The 19,208-nt window shown below is 75.7% G+C and carries 2 protein-coding genes; both read right to left on the reverse strand.

What is annotated here, in order from left to right; genetic code table 11:
- A partial coding sequence (locus IEZ20_RS39110) for a type I polyketide synthase (protein ID WP_189307856.1) occupies positions 1–7,082 on the reverse strand: 7,082 nt, incomplete at its 3' end.
- A gap of 34 nt (positions 7,083–7,116) precedes the next feature.
- Positions 7,117–19,208, reverse strand: a 12,092-nt coding sequence (locus tag IEZ20_RS39115; protein WP_189307858.1) for a type I polyketide synthase, incomplete at its 5' end; no start/stop codon positions are given.

Here is a 19,208-nt window from a genome sequence, read left to right on the forward strand (position 1 = left end):
TCCAGCGCCCGGGCACACTCCTCGACCCGCTCGGCGAACACCGGCGAGGACTCCAGCAACTCCCGGCCCATCCCCAGCCACTGCGACCCCTGACCGGGGAAGACGAGCACGGTCCGGCCGGATGCGCCCGCGCCACCGCTCACCACAGCGGGATGACTTTCACCGTTGGCCAGCGCCGCCAGCCCGGCCACCGCCTCGTCCCGCGACCCGGCGACCACCACGGCCCGCTCCGACAGCACCGCCCGCCGCCGCACCAGCGCACCCGCGAGGTCGGCCACAGACGCATCGGTGTCAGCGGCGAACACGGCCAGCCGCTCGGCCTGACCCGCCAGCGAACCCTCCGACGCGGCCGAGACCACCAGCGGCACCACACCCTCGTGCGGCTCACGCGTGACGGCGGGTTCCTCGGGGGCCTGTTCCAGGATGACGTGGGCGTTGGTGCCGCTGATGCCGAAGGAGGAGACGCCGGCCCGGCGCGGGCGGCCGGTGTGCGGCCATTCCCGTTCCTCGGTCAGCAGCTCGACGGCGCCGGCCGACCAGTCGACCTGCGGGGTCGGCTCGGTGACGTTCAGCGTGGCGGGCAGGACGCCGTGCCGCAGGGCCTGGACCATCTTGATGACGCCGGCGACACCGGCGGCGGCCTGGGTGTGGCCGATGTTGGACTTCAACGAGCCCAGCCAGAGCGGCTGTTCGCGGTCGCGGCCGTAGGTGGCGAGGAGCGCCTGCGCCTCGATGGGGTCACCGAGGGCGGTGCCCGTGCCGTGGGCCTCGACCGCGTCGACGTCCGTCGGGGCGAGCCCGGCCGCCGACAGGGCCCGGCGGATCACCCGCTGCTGCGAGGGGCCGTTGGGGGCGGTCAGGCCGTTGGAGGCGCCGTCCTGGTTGACGGCCGAGCCGCGGAGGACCGCCAGGACCTGGTGTCCGTTGCGGCGGGCCTCGGACAGGCGCTCCAGGACGACGATGCCGACGCCCTCGGAGAGGATGGTGCCGTCGGCGCCGTCGGAGAAGGCCTTGACCCGGCCGTCGGCGGCGAGGCCGCGCTGGCGGGACATGCCGAGCACGCCGATGGGCGAGCCCATCACGGCGACGCCGCCGGCCAGCGCGAGGGAGCACTCGCCCTGCCGCAGGGCCTGGGCGGCCAGGTGCATGGCGACCAGGGACGAGGAGCAGGCCGTGTCCACGGTGACCGCGGGGCCCTCGAAGCCGAAGACGTACGACACCCGGCCCGAGGCCACGCTGCCGGCGGTGGCGGTGGTGACGTAGCCCTCCAGCTCGGGGGGCATGTTGCTGAGGGACTCCAGGTAGTCGTGGATGGAGACGCCGGAGAAGACGCCGATGTCGGCGCCGCGGGTCGAGCTGGGGTCGATGCCGGTGTTCTCCAGGGCCTCCCAGGTGGCCTCCAGCAGCAGCCGCTGCTGCGGGTCCATGGCCAGCGCCTCGCGGGGGGAGATGCCGAAGAACTCGGCGTCGAACTCCGCGGCACCGTGCAGGAATCCGCTCTTGTGGACGTAGGAGGTGCCGGCCTTGTCGGGGTCGGCGTCGAACAGTTCGTCCAGGTTCCAGCCGCGGTCGTCGGGGAACTCCGTGATGCCGTCGCGGCGTTCGGTGACGAGCCGCCACAGGCCGGCCGGGTCGGTGACGCCGCCGGGCAGCCGGCAGGCCATGCCGACGATGGCGATGGGCTCGTCCGGGTCGGTGGCGACCACGGTGGGGGCGGTGGCGCCGGCGGCGCTCTCGCCGAGTTCCTCGCGCAGGTGGCGGGCGAGGGCGACGGGGGTCGGGTAGTCGAAGATGAGCGTGGCGGGCAGTTTGACGCCGGTGGCGGCGGAGAGCCGGTTGCGCAGTTCGATCGCGGTGAGCGAGTCGAAGCCGATGTCGCCGAAACCACGGGTGCCCTGGGCGAGTTCGGGTCCGCTGAAGCCGAGGACGGCGGTGGCCTCGGCCTGGATGATGCCCAGCAGGACGGCTTCCTGTTCGGTCTCGGGCAGCCCGGCGAGGCGGCGCAGCAGGCCGCTGCCGTCGCCGGCCGCTGCCCGGGCGGAGCGCCGGCCGGCCCGGACCAGGCCGCGCAGCAGGTGCGGTACGGCGGCGCCGCCCGCGGCGTCGGAGCGCAGGGCGCGCAGGTCCAGCTTGATCGGGACGAGCAGGGCGCGGTCGCTGTGCAGGCCGGTGTCGAGGAGGGCGAGGCCCTCGTCGGGGGTGAGGGCGAGGACGCCGCCGCGGCTCATGCGGGCCTGGTCGGTCTCGCTGAGGTGGGCGGTGAGCCCGGTGTTCTGCTCCCACAGGCCCCAGGCGAGGGAGACGCCCGGCAGACCGGCCGCGCGGCGGTGGGCCATCGCGGCGTCCAGGTAGGCGTTGGCGGCCGCGTAGTTGCCCTGGCCCGCGGAGCCCAGCAGGGCGGCGGCGGAGGAGAACACCACGAACGAGCGGAGGCCGGGGGCGAGTTCGCGGGTCAGCTCGTCCAGGTGCCGTACGGCGGTGGCCTTGGGGGCGAAGACCCCGGCGATCCGCTCCTCGGTGAGGGCGCTGATCACACCGTCGTCGAGGACGCCGGCGAGGTGCACCAGGCCGGTCAGCGGGTGCTCGGCGGGTATGCCGCGCAGCAGTGCGGTGACCGCGTCGCCGTCGGAGACGTCGCAGGCGACGACGGAGACGGTGGCGCCGAGGCCGGTGAGTTCGGCGGTGAGTCCGGTGGCGCCGTCGGCGTCGGGGCCGCGCCGGCCGGCGAGCAGCAGGTGGCGTACGCCGTGCCGTTCGACCAGGTGGCGGGCGACGAGCGCGCCGAGCGAGCCGGTGCCGCCGGTGATCAGGACGGTGCCGTCGGGGTCGAACGCGGCGGGGGGCTCGGGGGTGCCGGCGGGCTCGGTGGCGGACTCGTCGGTGCCGGCGGGCCGGGTGCCGGTGGGTTCGGGGCGGACCAGGCGGGGCGCGGACAGGGTGGTGCCGCGGACGGCGAGCTGGGGTTCGCCGGTGGCGAGGAGCCGGCCGAGGACGGGGCCGGCGCCGGTGGCGGTGGCCGGGTCCAGGTCGGCGAGGACCACCCGGTCGGGGTTCTCGGCCTGGGCGGCGCGGACGAGGCCCCAGACGGCGGCGCCGGCCGGGTCGGTGACGGTGCTGTCGCCGCCGGCGGCGACCGCGCCCCGGGTGGCCACCACGAGCCGGGCGGCTTCCAGTCCGGGGGTGGCCAGCCAGGCCTTGAGGACGCGCAGGACCCGGGTGGTCAGGGTCAGGGCGTCGGCGCCGCCGCTGTCGGCGTCGAGGATCGCGGCGGCGGGGGCGGTCTCGCGGGCGGTGAGCGCGGTGACGTCGTCGGCGTCGCCGACGGGCACCCAGGTGGGCGCGGTCGTGGCGCCTTCGGCGGCGGGCAGCTGCACCCAGTCGACGGCGAACAGGGCGTCCTGGTCGGCGCCGGCGGCGACGCCGAGCTGTTCGGCGGAGACCGGCAGGGACACCAGGGAGTCCATGGTGAGGACGAGGGCGCCGGTCTCGTCGGCGGCCTGGAAGGAGAGGGCGTCGGGGCCGGCGGGGGCGACCCGGACGCGGAGGGCGGTGGCGCCCTCGGCGTGCAGGACGAGTCCGTTCCAGGCGAACGGCAGGACGTTGCGGTCGTCGTCGGGGTTGGCGAAGGCGTTGGTGTGCAGGGCGGCGTCGAGGAGCGCCGGGTGGATGGCGAACCTGTCGGCGTTCTCCCTGTGGTCCTGCGGCAGGGCGGCCTCGGCGAAGAGTTCGTCGCCGCGCCGCCACACGCCGCGCAGGCCCTGGAAGGCGGGGCCGTAGGAGTAGCCGCGGGCGACGAGGTCGGCGTAGAAGTCGTCGATGGCGACGGGTTCGGCGCCGGGCGGCGGCCAGGCGGCGTAGTCGACGGCGGGCGCGGTGAACGTCGCGGGTGTGCCGGACAGCAGGCCGGTGGCGTGCCGGGTCCACTCGCCGTGGCCGTCGTCGTCGGTGGCGTCCTCGCGCAGCGAGTAGACGTCGACGGTGCGGGAGCCGTTCGGGGTGGCGCCGCCGACGGCGACCTGGACGCGGACGGCGCCCTGTGCGGGCAGGACGAGGGGGGCCTCGATGACGAGTTCTTCGAGGGTGCCGCAGCCGAACTCGTCGCCGGCGCGGACGGCGAGGTCGACGTAGACGGTGCCGGGGACGATCACGACGCCCTGCATGGCGTGGTCGGCGAGCCAGGGGTGGGTGCGCAGGGAGAGCCGGGAGGTGAAGACCAGTCCGTCGGTCTGGGGCAGCGGGACGACGGCGCCGAGCAGCGGGTGGTCGGTGCCGGTGACGCCGAGGGAGGCGGCGTCGGTGCCGTTCGCGGTGAGCTGGATCCAGTAGTGGCGGTGGTCGAAGGCGTACGTCGGCAGGTCGGCGTGGGCGGTGCGGGCGGCCTCGGGGAGGATGCCCTGCCAGTCGACGGCGGCACCGGCCGTGAAGACCTCGGCCATGGAGGTGAGGAGCCGGCGCAGGCCGCCGTCGTCGCGGCGCAGGGAACCGGTGACCACGGCGTCGACGGCGTCGGCGTCGGCGATCTCGGTGAGGGGCTGGACGAGGACGGGGTGGGCGCTGGACTCCACGAACAGCGTGTGGCCCTCGGCGAGGAGGGTGGCCGCGGCGGGGCCGAAGCGGACCTGGTTGCGGAGGTTGCGGTACCAGTAGCCGCCGTCGAGGACGCCGGCCTCGCGGACCCACTCGCCGGTCACGGTGGACAGGAAGGGGATCGCCGGCGCCTGGCCGCGGATGTCCGCGAAGGCCTCGGTGAGGGCCTCCTGGACGGCCTGGACGTGGCGGCTGTGGGAGGCGTAGTCCACGGCGATGCGGCGCACCCGCACGCCCTGGTCCTCCAGGGCGTCCAGGACCTCGTCGAGGGCCTCGGCGTCGCCGGCGATCACGACGGAGGCCGGCCCGTTGACGGCGGCGACCTCGACCCGGCCGGCCCAGCGCTCCAGCCGGGCGGTGACGTCGTCCTCGGTGAGCGCGACGGACGCCATGCCGCCGAGCCCGGCGAGCCGGCCGCGGATGACCTGGCTGCGGACGGCGACGATGCGGGCGGCGTCGTCCAGGGTGAGCGCGCCCGCCACGCAGGCGGCGGCGATCTCGCCCTGCGAGTGGCCGATCACCGCGTCCGGTACGACGCCGACGGAGGCCCAGACGGCCGCCAGGCCCACGGCCACGGCGAAGCTCGCGGGCTGCACGACGTCCACGCGGGTCAGCAGCTCGGTCTCGGCCTCGCCGCGCAGGACGGCCTTCAGGTCCCAGTCGACCCAGCGTTCCAGGGCCCGGGCGCACTCCTCGATGCGGGCGGCGAACACCGGGGAGGAGTCGAGGAGTTCGCGGCCCATGCCGATCCACTGGGTGCCCTGCCCGGGGAAGACGAGGACGGTCTTGCCGGCGCCGGCCGCGGTGGCGGCGCCGCGGACGGTGCCGGGCGCCTGTTCGTCGCGGGCGAGGGCGGTGAGCGCGGCGAGGGCCTCGTCGTGGGTGTCCGCGACGACGACCGCGCGTTCGCCGAGGACGGCGCGCCGGGTGGCGAGGGTGCCGGCGATGTCCGCGAGCGGGGTGCCGGGGGCGCTGTCCAGGAAGGCGGCGAGGCGGCCGGCCTGGCCGGTGAGGGAGGCGGCGGAGGCCGCGGACACGACCAGCGGCAGCACACCGTCGTACGGCTCGCCGGGAGCGTCGGGTGCCTCGGCCGGGGTCTCGGGGATCTCGGGGGCCTGTTCGAGGATCAGGTGGGCGTTGGTGCCGCTGGCGCCGAACGAGGACACGCCGGCGCGGCGCGGGCGCCCGGTGTCGGGCCACCGCTGGGCCTCGGTGAGCAGTTCGACGGCGCCGGAGGACCAGTCGACCTGCGGGGTGGGGGCGTCGATGTGCCGGGTGGCCGGCATCGTGCCGTGGCGCAGCGCCTGCACCATGTTGATGACGCCGGCGACACCGGAGGCGGCCTGGGTGTGGCCGATGACGGACTTGACGGAGCCGAGCCGCAGCGGCTGTCCGGCGGGGCGGTCCTGGCCGTAGGTGGCGAGGATGGCCTGGGCCTCGATGGGGTCGCCGAGGACGGTGCCGGTGCCGTGGCCCTCGACCATGTCGACGTCGGCGGTGGTCAGTCCGGCACCGGCCAGGGCCTTGCGGATGACCCGCTGCTGGGAGGGGCCGTTGGGGGCGGTGAGGCCGTTGGAGGCGCCGTCCTGGTTGACGGCGGAGCCGCGGATGACGGCGAGGACGCGGTGGCCGCGCTCGCGGGCCTGGGACAGCGTTTCGAGGAGGACGACACCGACGCCCTCGGCCCAGCTGGAGCCGTCGGCCGCGGCGGCGTAGGACTTGATGCGGCCGTCGAGGGCGAGGCCGCGCTGGCGGGCGAAGCCGACGAAGCCGCCGGGCGTGGACATCACGGTGGAGCCGCCGGCGAGTGCCATGGAGCACTCGCCGCGGCGCAGCGCCTGCATGGCGAGGTGGATGGCGACCAGCGACGAGGAGCACATGGTGTCGACGGTGACCGCGGGCCCCTCCAGGCCGAGGGTGTAGGCGACGCGGCCGGAGGCGATACCGCCCGACGTGCCGAGGGCCCGCTCCAGGCTGAGGAAGCCCTCGTGGCCGCTGAGGTCGGGGGCGTAGTCCTGGTGGACGATGCCGGCGAAGACGCCGGTGTCGCTGCCGCGCAGCGAGTGCGGGTCGATGCCGGCGCGTTCCAGGGTCTCCCAGGACACTTCGAGGAGCTGGCGCTGCTGCGGGTCCATGGCGAGGGCCTCGCGCGGCGAGATGCCGAAGAACGCGGCGTCGAACTCGCCGGCGTCGTGCAGGAAGGCGCCCTCGCGGACGTAGGTGGTGCCGGGGTTGTCCGGGTCGGGGTGGTAGAGGCCCTCCAGGTCCCAGCCGCGGTCCTCCGGGAACGCCGTGTAGACGTCGGTGCCGTCGCTCACCACCCGCCACAGGTCCTCGGGGGTGCGGATGCCCCCCGCGTACCGGCAGGCCATGGAGACGATGGCGATGGGCTCGGCAACGGCCGCCGCGAGTTTGGTGTTCTCCTGCTGCAGGCGCGCGTTCTCCTTGAGGGAGGCGCGCAGCGCGTTGACGATCTGGTCGTCCGGGCCCGACATATCCGTCCTCCGTGGTGCGTCCGCTGTCATGGGGTCAGCTCGTCCTGCCCAGAGCACGCTGCACGAGATCGGCAACGTCCATGGCGTCGATCAGGGTCTCGTCGTCCTCGGCCGGGTCCGCCCCTTCGGGCGTCCCGGACGCCGGGGCGTCCTCGGTGTCCACGAGGCCGAGCAGGGTGTCCAGGACGCCGGCGTCCCTGAACCGGGCGAGGGGGACGGTGGCGAGGGCTCGCCTGAGGTCGTCCTCCCGCCCGTCGAGCCCGTCGTCCGCGTCCCGGATGAGTTCGGAGCGCAGGTAGCCGACGAGGGCGTCCGGCGTGGGGTAGTCGAAGATGAGGGTGGCGGGCAGCCGGAGGCCGGTCGCCACGTGGAGGCTGTTGCGCAGGTTGACGGCGGCGAGCGAGTCGAAGCCGACCTCCTGGAAGGCCTGGAGGGGCCCGATGCTCTCCGCGCCGCTGTGGCCGAGGACCGTGGCGGCGTGTCCGCACACCAGCCGGAGCAGGATGCGGTTCTGCTCGGCCTCGGGGACGTCGCGCAGGGAGTCCACGAGGCCGGCGGTGGTGTCGCCGTTCTCGGTGTCCGGCTGGGTGGCCCGCAGCGCTTCCTGCGCCTCGGGCAGGTCGGCGAAGAGCGGGCTGGGCCGGACCGAGGTGAACGCCGGGATGAAGGCGCCCCAGTCCATGTCGACGACCGTGACGGCCTTCTCCTGGGCCTGGACGGCCTGTTCGAAGGCGGTGAGGGCGATCTGCGGGGCCATCGGCAGGACACCGCGCCGGCGCAGCTGGGTCAGGGTGTCCTCGTCCATGCCGACGCCGGTCTCGTCCAGCGCGCCCCAGGCGATCGCGGTGGCCGGATGGCCGTGGCCGCGCCGCCACTCCACGAGGGCGTCCAGGACGGCGTTGGCCGCGCCGGACGGTCCCTGGCCGCCACCGCCCCAGATGCCGGCGATCGAGGAGAACACCACGAACGCGTCGAGGGGGGTGTCGGCGAACCGTTCGGCGAGCCAGCGGGCGGTGTCGACCTTGGCGGTGAACACCTCGGTGAGTTCGGGTACGCCGGTGTCGTCCACGGTGCTGGTGCGGGCGATGTCCGCGGTGTGCACGACGGCGGTGAGGGGCTGGTCGCCGGGGGTTTCGGCGAGCAGGCGCTCGATGGCGGCCCGGTCGGTGTCGGCGCAGGTCTCGACGGTGGTGCCGGTGCCGAGCGCGGCGACTTCGGCGGTGAGCGCGTCGAGCGCGCCGTCGGGTGCGCCGGCCGTGGTGGTGACGAGGAGGCGCCGGGCGCCGGACCGGGCGAGCCACAGGGAGGCGTGCCGGCCGAGGCCCTCGGCGCCGCCGGTCACCAGGACGGTGCCGGCGGGCTGCCAGCCGGATCCGGCGGCCGGGTCGGGGGCGGTCTTGCGGAGCAGCCTGCGGGTGTGGACGCCGGACCGGCGTACGGCCAGCTGGTCGTCGTCTCCCGGGTGGCCGAGGGCGCCGAGCAGGTGGCGGACGGCGCGGGTGTCGAGCGTGGCGGGCAGGTCGATCAGCCCGCCCCAGCGGTCGCCGCGTTCCAGGGCGGCGGCCCGGCCGATGCCCCAGACGGCCGCCTGTGCCGGGGCGGTGACGGTGTCCTGGATGCCGGTGTTGACCGCGCCCCGGGTCAGGCACCACAGCGGCTGTGTGGCCCCGCTGTCGCCGAGCGCCTGTACCAGGGCGAGGGTGGCCGCGGTCAGCGGGACGGGGTCCTGCGGGCCGTCCGCGCCGCCGGGGTCGAGGGCGAGCAGGGACAGCACACCGGTCACAGCGTGTTCGGCGAGGGCGGCCGACAGGCGTTCGCCGAGCCGGGCGCGGTCGGTGTCGGCCGCGGTGACCTCCAGCGGGAGCAGGTCGAGCCCCTGTGCGGTGAGTTCCCGCAGCAGCTCGTCCAGCGGCGAGTCCGCCGGCCGCCCGGCAGGTACGACGGCCAGCCAGGTGCCGCCGGGAACGCCGGTGCCCTCCTGGTCGAGGGGCCGCCAGGTGACGTGGTAGCGCAGCTTCTCGGCCGCCGACCGCTCGCGCCGCCGGCCGCGCCAGTCGGCGAGCACGGGTACGACGGTGCGCAGCGCGTCGCGCTGGTCGGCGGCGGCCAGGTCGAGGAGCCGGGCGAGGGAGTCGGCGTCGGCCTGTTCGACGGCGGTCCAGAAGTCGTTCTCGGCGCCCTCGGCGGCGGGTGCGCCGTCCGTGCCGGTGTCCGCCTCCCGCAGCCAGAAGTGCTGCCGGTCGAAGGCGTACGTCGGCAGGTCCACGTCGGCGTCACGGGCTGCGGCGGGCAGGACGCCCGTCCAGTCCACGGCCACGCCCTTGACGAACAGCTCGGCCATCGACGCGAGCAGCCGCCGCGGGCCGCCTTCCTCGCGGCGCAGGGAGCCGCCGGCGACGGCGCGGAGCCGGACCTTGTCGGCGGCGGCCTCGTCGAAGATCTCGTTCACGGGCTGGACGAGGACCGGGTGGGCGCTGGACTCCACGAACACCGTGTGGCCCTCGGCCAGCAACGCGGCCACCGCCGGTCCGAAGCGGACCTGACTGCGCAGGTTCCGGTACCAGTAGCCGCCGTCCAGGACCCCCGCCTCACGCACCCACTCACCGGTCACCGTCGAGAAGAACGGCACCAGCGGGGCCTGGCTGCGGACGTCCGCGAACGCCTCCGCCAACGCGCCCTCGATCGCCTCGACATGACGAGTGTGGGAGGCATAGTCCACCGCCACCCGCCGGACACGGACACCGTCGGCCTCCAGCACGGCCAGGGCCTCGTCCAGCGCCTCCGCGTCACCGGCGACCACCACCGAGGTGGGACTGTTGACAGCCGCGACCTCGACGCGCCCGTCCCAGGCGGCAATCCGAGCAACAGCGTCAGCCTCGGACAGTGCCACCGACGCCATCCCGCCCCGGCCCGCCAGCTCACCGGCGATCACCTGACTACGAACGGCGACAATCCGGGCCGCGTCCTCCAGCGACAACGCACCCGCCACACAAGCCGCCGCGATCTCACCCTGCGAGTGACCCACCACCGCGTCCGGTACGACACCCACCGACGCCCACACCGCCGCCAGGGCGACGTTCACGGAGAAGCTCGCCGGCTGGACGACGTCCACGCGGTCCAGCAGATCGACATCACCGCGCAGAACGGCCTTCAAGTCCCAGTCCACCCACGGCTCCAGCGCCCGGGCACACTCCTCGACCCGCTCCGCGAACACCGGCGACGACTCCAGCAACTCCCGGCCCATCCCCAGCCACTGCGACCCCTGACCGGGGAAGACGAGCACGGTCCGGCCGGGGCCGCCGGAGCCGGCGACCGTTCCGGTCACGACGAGGGGGCTGCTCTCGCCCCGGGCCAGCGCGCCCAGCCCCGTCAGTGCCTCGTCGCGGGCGCCGGCGACGACCACGGCCCGCTCGGACAGCAGGGCCCGCCGGGCGACGAGGGCCCCGGCGACCTCGGCCGGGGAGGTCTCGGCACCGGTGACGAAGGCCGCCAGGCGTCCGGCCTGGGCGGCGAGGGCGGCCGTACTGCGGGCCGACACCACCAGCGGTACGACGCCGGCGGGCACCGTCGGCAGGGTGAGCGGCTCGGTGCCGGACGCCGCCGGCCGGGTGGGCGGCTCGGTGTCGGGTGCCTCCTCCAGGATGACGTGCGCGTTGGTGCCGCTCGCGCCGAACGAGGAGACGGCGGCCCGGCGCGGCCGGCCGGTACGGGTCCACTCGCGGGCCTCGGTGAGGAGTTCGACCGCGCCCGCGGACCAGTCCACCTGGGGGGTGGGTTCGGCGACGTTCAGGGTGGGCGGCAGGACGCCGTGCCGCATCGCCTCCACCATCTTGATCACCCCGGCGACGCCGGCGGCGGCCTGGGTGTGACCGATGTTCGACTTCACCGAGCCCAGGTACAGCGGCTGTTCGCGGTCCTGGCCGTAGGTGGCGAGCAGCGCCTGGACCTCGATCGGGTCGCCGAGGACGGTGCCGGTGCCGTGGCCCTCCACCGCGTCCACGTCGGCGGGCTTCAGCCCGGCGGACGCCAGCGCGCTGCGGATCACCCGCTGCTGGGAGGGGCCGTTGGGGGCGGTCAGGCCGTTGGAGGCGCCGTCCTGGTTGACCGCGCTGCCGCGCAGCACCGCCAGCACCCGGTGGCCGTTGCGGCGCGCCTCGGACAGCCGCTCCAGCAGGACCACGCCGACGCCCTCGGCCCAGCCGGTGCCGTCGGCGGTGGACGAGTACGCCTTGCAGCGGCCGTCGGCGGACAGGCCGCGCTGCCGGGAGAACTCCAGGAAGGCGTCCGGGGTGGCCATGACGGTGGCGCCGCCGGCGAGCGCGAGGGAGCACTCGCCGCCGCGCAGGGCCTGGGCGGCCAGGTGCATGGCGACCAGGGACGAGGAGCAGGCGGTGTCGACGGTGACGGCGGGGCCCTCGAAGCCGAAGACGTACGACACCCGGCCCGAGGCCACGCTCGCGGCCGTGCCGGTCATCGTGTAGCCCTGGACGTCCTCGGGGACCTGGCGCAGCCGGGTGACGTAGTCGTGGTGGACGATGCCGGTGAAGACGCCGATGTCCTGGCCGCGGGTGGACAGCGGGTCGATGCCGGCCCGTTCCATGGCCTCCCAGGAGGTCTCCAGCAGGAGCCGCTGCTGCGGGTCCATGGCCAGGGCCTCGCGCGGCGAGATGCCGAAGAGCTGGGCGTCGAACCGGGCGGCGTCGTGCAGGAAGCCGCCCGCCCGGGTGTAGCTGGTGCCGGGGTGGGCCGGGTCGGGGTGGTAGAGCCGGTCGATGTCCCAGTCACGGTCGGTGGGGAAGCCGGAGATGGCGTCGCGCCGGTCCATGACGAGCTGCCACAGGTCCTCGGGGCTGTTGACGCCGCCGGGCAGCCTGCTGCTCATGGCGATGATGGCGATCGGCTCGTCCGGGTCCGCGGTGCCGCGCCGGACGGGTGCGGGGGTCTCCGGGCGGGTGCCGAGGAGTTCGCCGCGCAGGTGGTCGGCGAGCAGGGCCGGTGTCGGGTGGTCGAAGACCAGGCTGCTGGGCAGGCTGACGCCGGTGAAGTCGTGCAGCCGGTTGCGGAGTTTGACGGCGGTGAGCGAGTCGAAACCGAGGTTCTTGAACGGCTGGCCCTCGTCGAAGTCGTCCGTGTCCCGGTGGCCGAGGACGGCCGCGGTGCTCTCCCGGACCAGTTCCAGCAGGACGCGGCGCTGTTCGGCGTCGGCGAGCCCGGCCAGCCGGGCGGCCAGCTCGTTGCCGTCGGCGGCCGGGGTGCGGCGGATGACGCGGCGGGCGGGGGCGGAGCCGGGCGTGCTCGCGACGGGGGCGGTTCCGGGCGCGGCGGCCTCCGGTACGAGCGCCTCCAGAGCGCCTGCTTCCGGTACCCCGGCCTCCCGTACGGGCGTTTCCGGCACGTCGGCTTCCGGTACGACCGCTTCGGCGGCCGTCAGCGTCAGCGGGCCGAGCAGGGCCACGGGCCGGCCGTCGGGGTCGGCCAGCTCCAGCAGGTGGCGGCCGTCGGCGTCCGGGGTGACGCGCACCCGCAGCTCGGTGGCGCCGACCGCGTACACGGCGAGGGCGGCGCACTCGGTCAGGGTGACGACGGCGTCCTCGGCGGCGATCCGCAGGGCGGTGTCGATGAGCACCGGGTGGAGGCTGAACTCGTCCACCTCGTCGGCGAGTTCGCCCGGCAGGGCGATGTCGGCGAGGATCCGGCCGCCTCGCCGCCACAGGCCGCGCGCCCCGGCCGGGGCAGCGTCCTCGGCGGGCTCGTCCGGCCAGGCGCGCAGGTCGAAGGCGTGCTCGGGAACCCCGGGCGTGAGGGTGGCGCGGGCGTGCCGCAGCCACGGTTGGCCCTCGTGTCCGGCCGGCCGGCTGTGCACGGTGGCCGCGCGCGCCCCGTCGGGTCCGGGCGCGTCCACGAAGACGCGGAGCTGGAGGTCGCCGTGGTCGGGGACGACGAGGGGGGCGTCGACGGTGATCCGCTCGACGGTGCCGCCGCCGGTCTCGTCGCCGGCCCGGACCAGCAGCTCCAGCAGGACACCGGCCGGTACGGCCCCTCCCCCGCCGGCGTGCAGGCCGGGGCTGCGCCGGGAGAGCCGGCCGGTGAGGACGACGCCGGTGCCGCCGTGCTCGCCGGGGACCTCCACGACGCCGCCCAGCAGCGGGTGGCCGGCGGACCGGGCGCCGAGTGCCTCGGCGTCGGTCGCGGTGCCGCCCTCGACCCAGTACCGCTGGTGCTGGAAGGCGTAGGTGGGCAGGTCGGGGCCGACGACCGGGTCCGGGCGGCCGAGGACGGCGGTCCAGTCGACCGGTACGCCCCGCACGTGCAGTTCGGCGAGCGCGGTGGACACGGCGGTGTCCTCGGCGGTGTCCCGGCGCAGGGTGGTGACGCAGCCGCGGGTGTCCGGCCCGAGCGTGCCGAGGGCCATGGCGCTGAGCACGCCGCCGGGGCCCAGCTCCAGGTGGGTGACGGCGCCCTGGTCGCGCAGGGCGGTGACGGCGTCGGCGAACCGCACGGCGTGCCGGGCCTGGTCCACCCAGTACTCGGGGGTGGCGAGCAGCCCGTCCTCGGCGAGGGCGCCGGTGAGCGTCGAGACGACGGGGAGGGTGCCCGGCCGGTACCGGAGGCGGGCGGCCACGGCGCGCAGTTCGTCGAGCATCGGCTCCATCAGCGCGGAGTGGAAGGCGTGGCTGACGGTCAGGCGGCGGGTGCGGTGCCCGTCCTGGGCGAGGCGCGCGGCGACGGCGAGTACGGCGTCCTCGGCGCCGGACAGCACCAGCGCCCGCGGCCCGTTGACCGCCGCGATGCCGACGGTCCCCGGCGTCCGGGTGAGCAGCGGGGTGACGTCGGCCTCGGTGGCCTCGACGGCGATCATCGCCCCGCCCTCGGGCAGCGCCTGCATCAACCGGCCGCGTGCCGCGACCAGTTCACCGGCGTCCGCCAGGTCGAGGATGCCGGCGGCGTGCGCGGCGGCGATCTCGCCGACCGAGTGGCCCGCGAGGAGGTCGGGCCGTACGCCCCAGGAGGTGAACAGCCGGAACAGCGCGGTCTCCAGGGCGAACAGGGCGGCCTGGGTGTAGAGGGTCTGGTCGAGCAGGGCGGCCCGTTCGGTGCCGGGCTCGGCGAACACCACGTCCTTCAGGGGGTGTTCGAGGCCGTCCAGGTGCCTTTCCACGGCGGCGCAGGCGGCGTCGAACGCCTCCCGGAACACGGGGTGGGCGGCGGCGAGTTCGCGGCCCATACCGGCCCACTGGCTGCCCTGTCCGGTGAACAGGAAGGCGAGCTTGCCGTCGGCCGGGCCGCCGGTGACGGTGTCCGCGTCGGCGGTGCCCTCGGCGAGCGCGCGCAGGGCACCGGTGAGGCGGTCCCGGTCGGCGGCGAGGACGACCGCGCGGTGGTCGAGGTGGGCGCGGGCGGTGCCCAGCGCGTGCGCCGTGGCCGCGAGCGGCATCGCGGTCCGCTCCGCCACCCAGTCCGCGAGCCGGGCGGCCTGGCCGCGCAGCCCGGCGGCGGTGCGGGCGGAGAGGGGGAACGGGAGGAGGGCGCCACCGGCGGCCGCGGCCGGCCCCACGCCGTCCGCGGGCCCCGGCTCGCCCGCTGGTACCCGCTCCGCCGCCGGGGCCTGTTCCAGGACCAGGTGGGCGTTGGTGCCGCCGATGCCGAAGGCGGAGACGCCGGCGCGGCGCGGGCGGCCGGTCTCCGGCCAGGTACGGGCCTCGGTGAGCACCTCCACGGCGCCCGCCGACCAGTCCACGTGGCGGGACGGCCGGTCCACGTGCAGGGTGCGGGGCAGCAGGCCGTGTCGCATCGCCATGACCATCTTGATGACGCCGGCGACGCCGGCGGCGGCCTGGGTGTGACCGATGTTCGACTTCACCGAGCCCAGGTACAGCGGCTGTTCGCGGTCCTGGCCGTAGGTGGCGAGCAGGGCCTGGGCCTCGATCGGGTCGCCGAGGACGGTGCCCGTGCCGTGCGCCTCCACCGCGTCGACGTCCGCCGTCGTCAGCCCGGCGTTGGCGAGCGCCCGGCGGATGACGCGCTGCTGGGAGGGCCCGTTGGGGGCGGTGAGGCCGTTGGACGCGCCGTCCTGGTTGACGGCCGAGCCGCGGATCACGGCGAGCACCTGGTGACCCCGCCGCCGTGCCTCGGACAGCCGCTCGACCAGCAGCACGCCGACGCCCTCGGACCAGCCGGTGCCGTCCGCGCCGTCCGCGAACGCCTTGCACCGTCCGTCCGGGGCCAGGCCGCGCTGCCGGGAGAACTCGATGAACGTCTCCACGTTGCCCATCACCATGACACCGCCGGCGAGCGCCATGGAGCACTCCCCGTTGCGCAGCGCCTGGGCGGCCAGGTGCAGGGCGACCAGGGAGGAGGAGCAGGCGGTGTCGATGGTGACGGCCGGGCCCTCGAAGCCGAAGTGGTAGGCGACGCGGCCCGACACGACGCTGCCGGAGCCACCGGTGAGCCGGAAGCCCTCGGCGTCGGTCGCGTGGTGCATCCGCACGGTGTAGTCGTGACTGTTGACGCCGACGAAGACGCCGATGTCCCGGCCGCCCAGCCCGGTCGGGTCGATCGCGGCGCGTTCGAACGCCTCCCAGGACGTCTCCAGCAGCAGCCGCTGCTGCGGGTCCATGGCGAGGGCCTCGTTCGGGGAGATGCCGAAGAAGGCGGCGTCGAAGCCGGGCGCGTCGTCCAGGAACGCGCCGTGCCGCACGTAGGTCGTACCGGCCTTGTCGGGATCGGCGTCGTAGAGCCGGTCGATGTCCCAGCCCCGGTCGGCGGGGAACTCGGTGACGGCGTCGACCCCGTCGGCCACGACCCGCCACAGGTCCTCCGGGCTGTGCACCCCCGCCGGGAAGCGGCAGGCCATCGCGACGATCGCGATCGGTTCGTCGGACGCGGTGGCCGTGGCGGCGGGGGCGTCGGGACGGGAGTCGCCGACGAGCCGGGCGCGCAGGTGCTCGGCGAGCGCGGTCGGCTTGGGGTAGTCGAAGACGACGGCCGAGGGCAGCGTGAGACCGGTGGCGTTCGCCAGCCGGTTGCGCAGCTCCACCGCGGTCAGCGAGTCGAACCCGGCGTCCTTGAAGGCCCGGTCGGCGCGGACGGCGGCGGCGCTGCCGTGGCCGAGCACGTCGGCGGCGTCGCGCCGGACCAGGTCCAGCAGCAGGGCCAGCTGGGCCGCCGGGTCCAGCGCGGCCAGCCGGTCCCGCAGGCCGCCCTGGTCCGCGCTGCCGGCGGCGCGGGCCAGCGAGCGCGGTGTGGGGGCGAGGCCCCGCAGCAGGGGCGCCACGGGCGCCGTACGGGCCGCGGCGCGCAGGGCGGGCAGGTCCAGTTTGGCGGCCACCGGGGCGGCGGGCAGCGCGCTGCCGGGGCGCAGGGCGAGGTCCAGCAGGGCCATGCCCTCGGCCTCGGACAGGGCGGCCATGCCGAGCCGCCGGTTGCGGTGCAGGTCGGCGGCGCCGAGGTGCCCGGTCATGCCGCTGGCCCGCTCCCAGTAGCCCCAGGCGAGCGAGACACCGGGCAGCCCCTGTTCGCGGCGGCGCCGGGCGAGCGCGTCCAGGGCGGCGTTGGCGGCGGCGTAGTTGGCCTGGCCCGGGTTGCCGAAGACGTTGGCGGCCGAGGAGAACAGGACGAACGCCGCGAGGTCGCACTCCCGCGTCAGCTCGTCCAGCAGCAGGGCGGCGTCCAGCTTGGGCCGCAGGACGGTGTCGACGCGCTCCGGGGTGAGCGCGGTGAGCACGCCGTCGTCCAGGACGCCGGCGGTGTGCAGGACGGCGGTCAGCGGGTGACCGGCGTCCACGGCGTCCAGGACGGCCGCGAGCCGGTCCCGGTCGCCGGTGTCGCAGGCGACGACGGTGACGGTGGCGCCGAGCGCGGTCAGCTCCTCGCACAGCGCGGCCGCGCCGTCCGCCTCGGGGCCGCGCCGGCTCAGCAGGAGCAGATGGCGGACGCCGTGCTCGGCGACCAGGTGCCGGGCGGTGAGCGCGCCGAGCGTGCCGGTACCGCCGGTGATGAGCACGGTCCCGTCCGGATCGAGCGCCCGGCCCGGCTGCGGGACGCCGTCTTCCGCCGCGGGAGCCCCGGCCCGGACCAGCCGCGGCACTTCGGCACCCGTGGCCCGCAGACGGATCACCGGTTCACCGGAGGCGAGCAGCCCGGGCAGCGCGGCCCGCACCACCGCACCGCCGTCCCGTCCCTGTCCCGGCTCTCCCGGCTCTCCCTGTTGGTCGTACTCCGCCAGCACGATCCGGCCGGGATGCTCGGACTGCGCGGACCGCAGCAGCCCTCGGACGGCGGCCGTGGCGAGGTCCGTGCCGTCCGCGCCGACCGTCACGACCAACCGGGTCCGCTCCAGGGCCGGTTCGGCCAGCCAGGCCTGGAGGACGGCGAGCGCGGCGGTGAGGGCCGTACGCGGGTCGGTCACCGCGGGGTCGACGCCGTACAGCAGGACGTCCGTGTCCGCAGCACCGGCATCGACGTCCTGCGCGGTCCGTACGGTGACGACGGCCGGTGCCCCGTCACCCGCGGGCAGGGGCAGCTCCGTCCAGTCGACGCGGAACAGTGCGTCGTGGGTGAGCGCCTCGGCGAGTCCGGCGCGCGCCGGGTCGAACGGTTCGGACAGCACCGCGTCGACGGTCAGCACGGGCCGCCCGGCAGGGTCGGTCAGGTCGAGCCGGGTGCCCTCACCGGCCGCCCCCGCCGAACGCACGGTGACGGCGGTCGCCCCGGACGCCAGCAGGCTGACGCCGCGCCAGGTGACCGCGAGGGTCCCGGCGGGCAGTGCCGTCCGTACGGCCGCGTCGAGCAGGGTGGGGTGTACGCCGTACCGGTCGGCGTCCCCGGCGCTCTCCCCGAGGGCCACCTCGACGCCGGTCCCGCCGGCCGGCCGGTCCCCGTCCGCCTCCGCAGGGGCGGCGGGCGCGAGCGTGCCGTGCGCGTGCCGCGTCCAGGAGGCGTCCGGCGCGGAGTCGTCCGCGCGCGAGTACACCTCGACCGTACGCCGTCCGCTGTCGTCGGCGCCGCCCACCACGGTCTGGACGGCCCGCCCGCCGCGCACCGGCAGGACGACGGGCCGCTCGACGGTCAGCTCCGCCACGACCGGCACGCCGGCCTCGTCGCCGAGCCGGACCGCCAGCTCCACCAGGGCCGCGTTCGGCACCAGCACCGCGTCGTCCCCGACGAGGTGCTCACCCAGCCACGGCTGCGAGCGCAGGGACCACCGCGAGGTCGTCATGAACCCCCCGGAGTCCGGCCGCCCGACCACCGCACCCAGCAGGGGGTGGTCGGTACCGGTCTGCCCGAGGGCGGCGGCGTCCGCCGCGGGCGTCGGCTTCAGCCAGTAGTGCCGGTGGTCGAACGCGTAGGTCGGCAGGTCCACCTGCGCGCCGTCGGCACCGGCGTGCAGGACGCCCGTCCAGTCGACCGCAACGCCCTTGACGAACACGGCGGCCATCGACGCGAGCAGCCGCCGCAGACCGCCCTCTTCACGGCGCAGGGACCCGGTGACGACGGTGTCGGACTCCGCCGTCGCCTCGTCCACGATCTCGTTGACCGGCTGGACGAGGACCGGATGGGCACTGGACTCCACGAACACCGTGTGACCCTCGGCCAGCAACGAGGCCACCGCCGGACCGAAACGCACCTGACTGCGCAGGTTGCGGTACCAGTAGCCGCCGTCGAGCACGCCCGCCTCGCGGATCCACTCACCGGTGACCGTGGAGAAGAACGGCACCAGCGGGGCCTGGCTGCGAATGTCGGCGAACGCCTCCGCCAACGCGCCCTCGATCGCCTCGACATGACGGGTGTGGGAGGCATAGTCCACCGCCACCCGCCGGACGCGGACGCCGTCGGCCTCCAGCACGGCCAGCGCCTCGTCCAGCGCCTCCGCGTCACCGGCGACCACCACCGAGCTGGGACTGTTGACAGCCGCGACCTCAACGCGCCCGCCCCAGGCGGCAATCCGAGCGGCAGCCTCGTCCTCGGACAGCGCCACCGACGCCATCCCGCCCCGGCCCGCCAGCTCCCCGGCGATCACCTGGCTACGAACGGCGACGATCCGGGCGGCGTCCTCCAGCGACAGGGCACCGGCGACACAGGCGGCCGCGATCTCACCCTGCGAGTGACCCACCACCGCATCCGGTA

The sequence above is a fragment of the Streptomyces cinerochromogenes genome (assembly GCF_014648635.1).
Classification (GTDB): Bacteria; Actinomycetota; Actinomycetes; order Streptomycetales; family Streptomycetaceae; genus Streptomyces; species Streptomyces cinerochromogenes.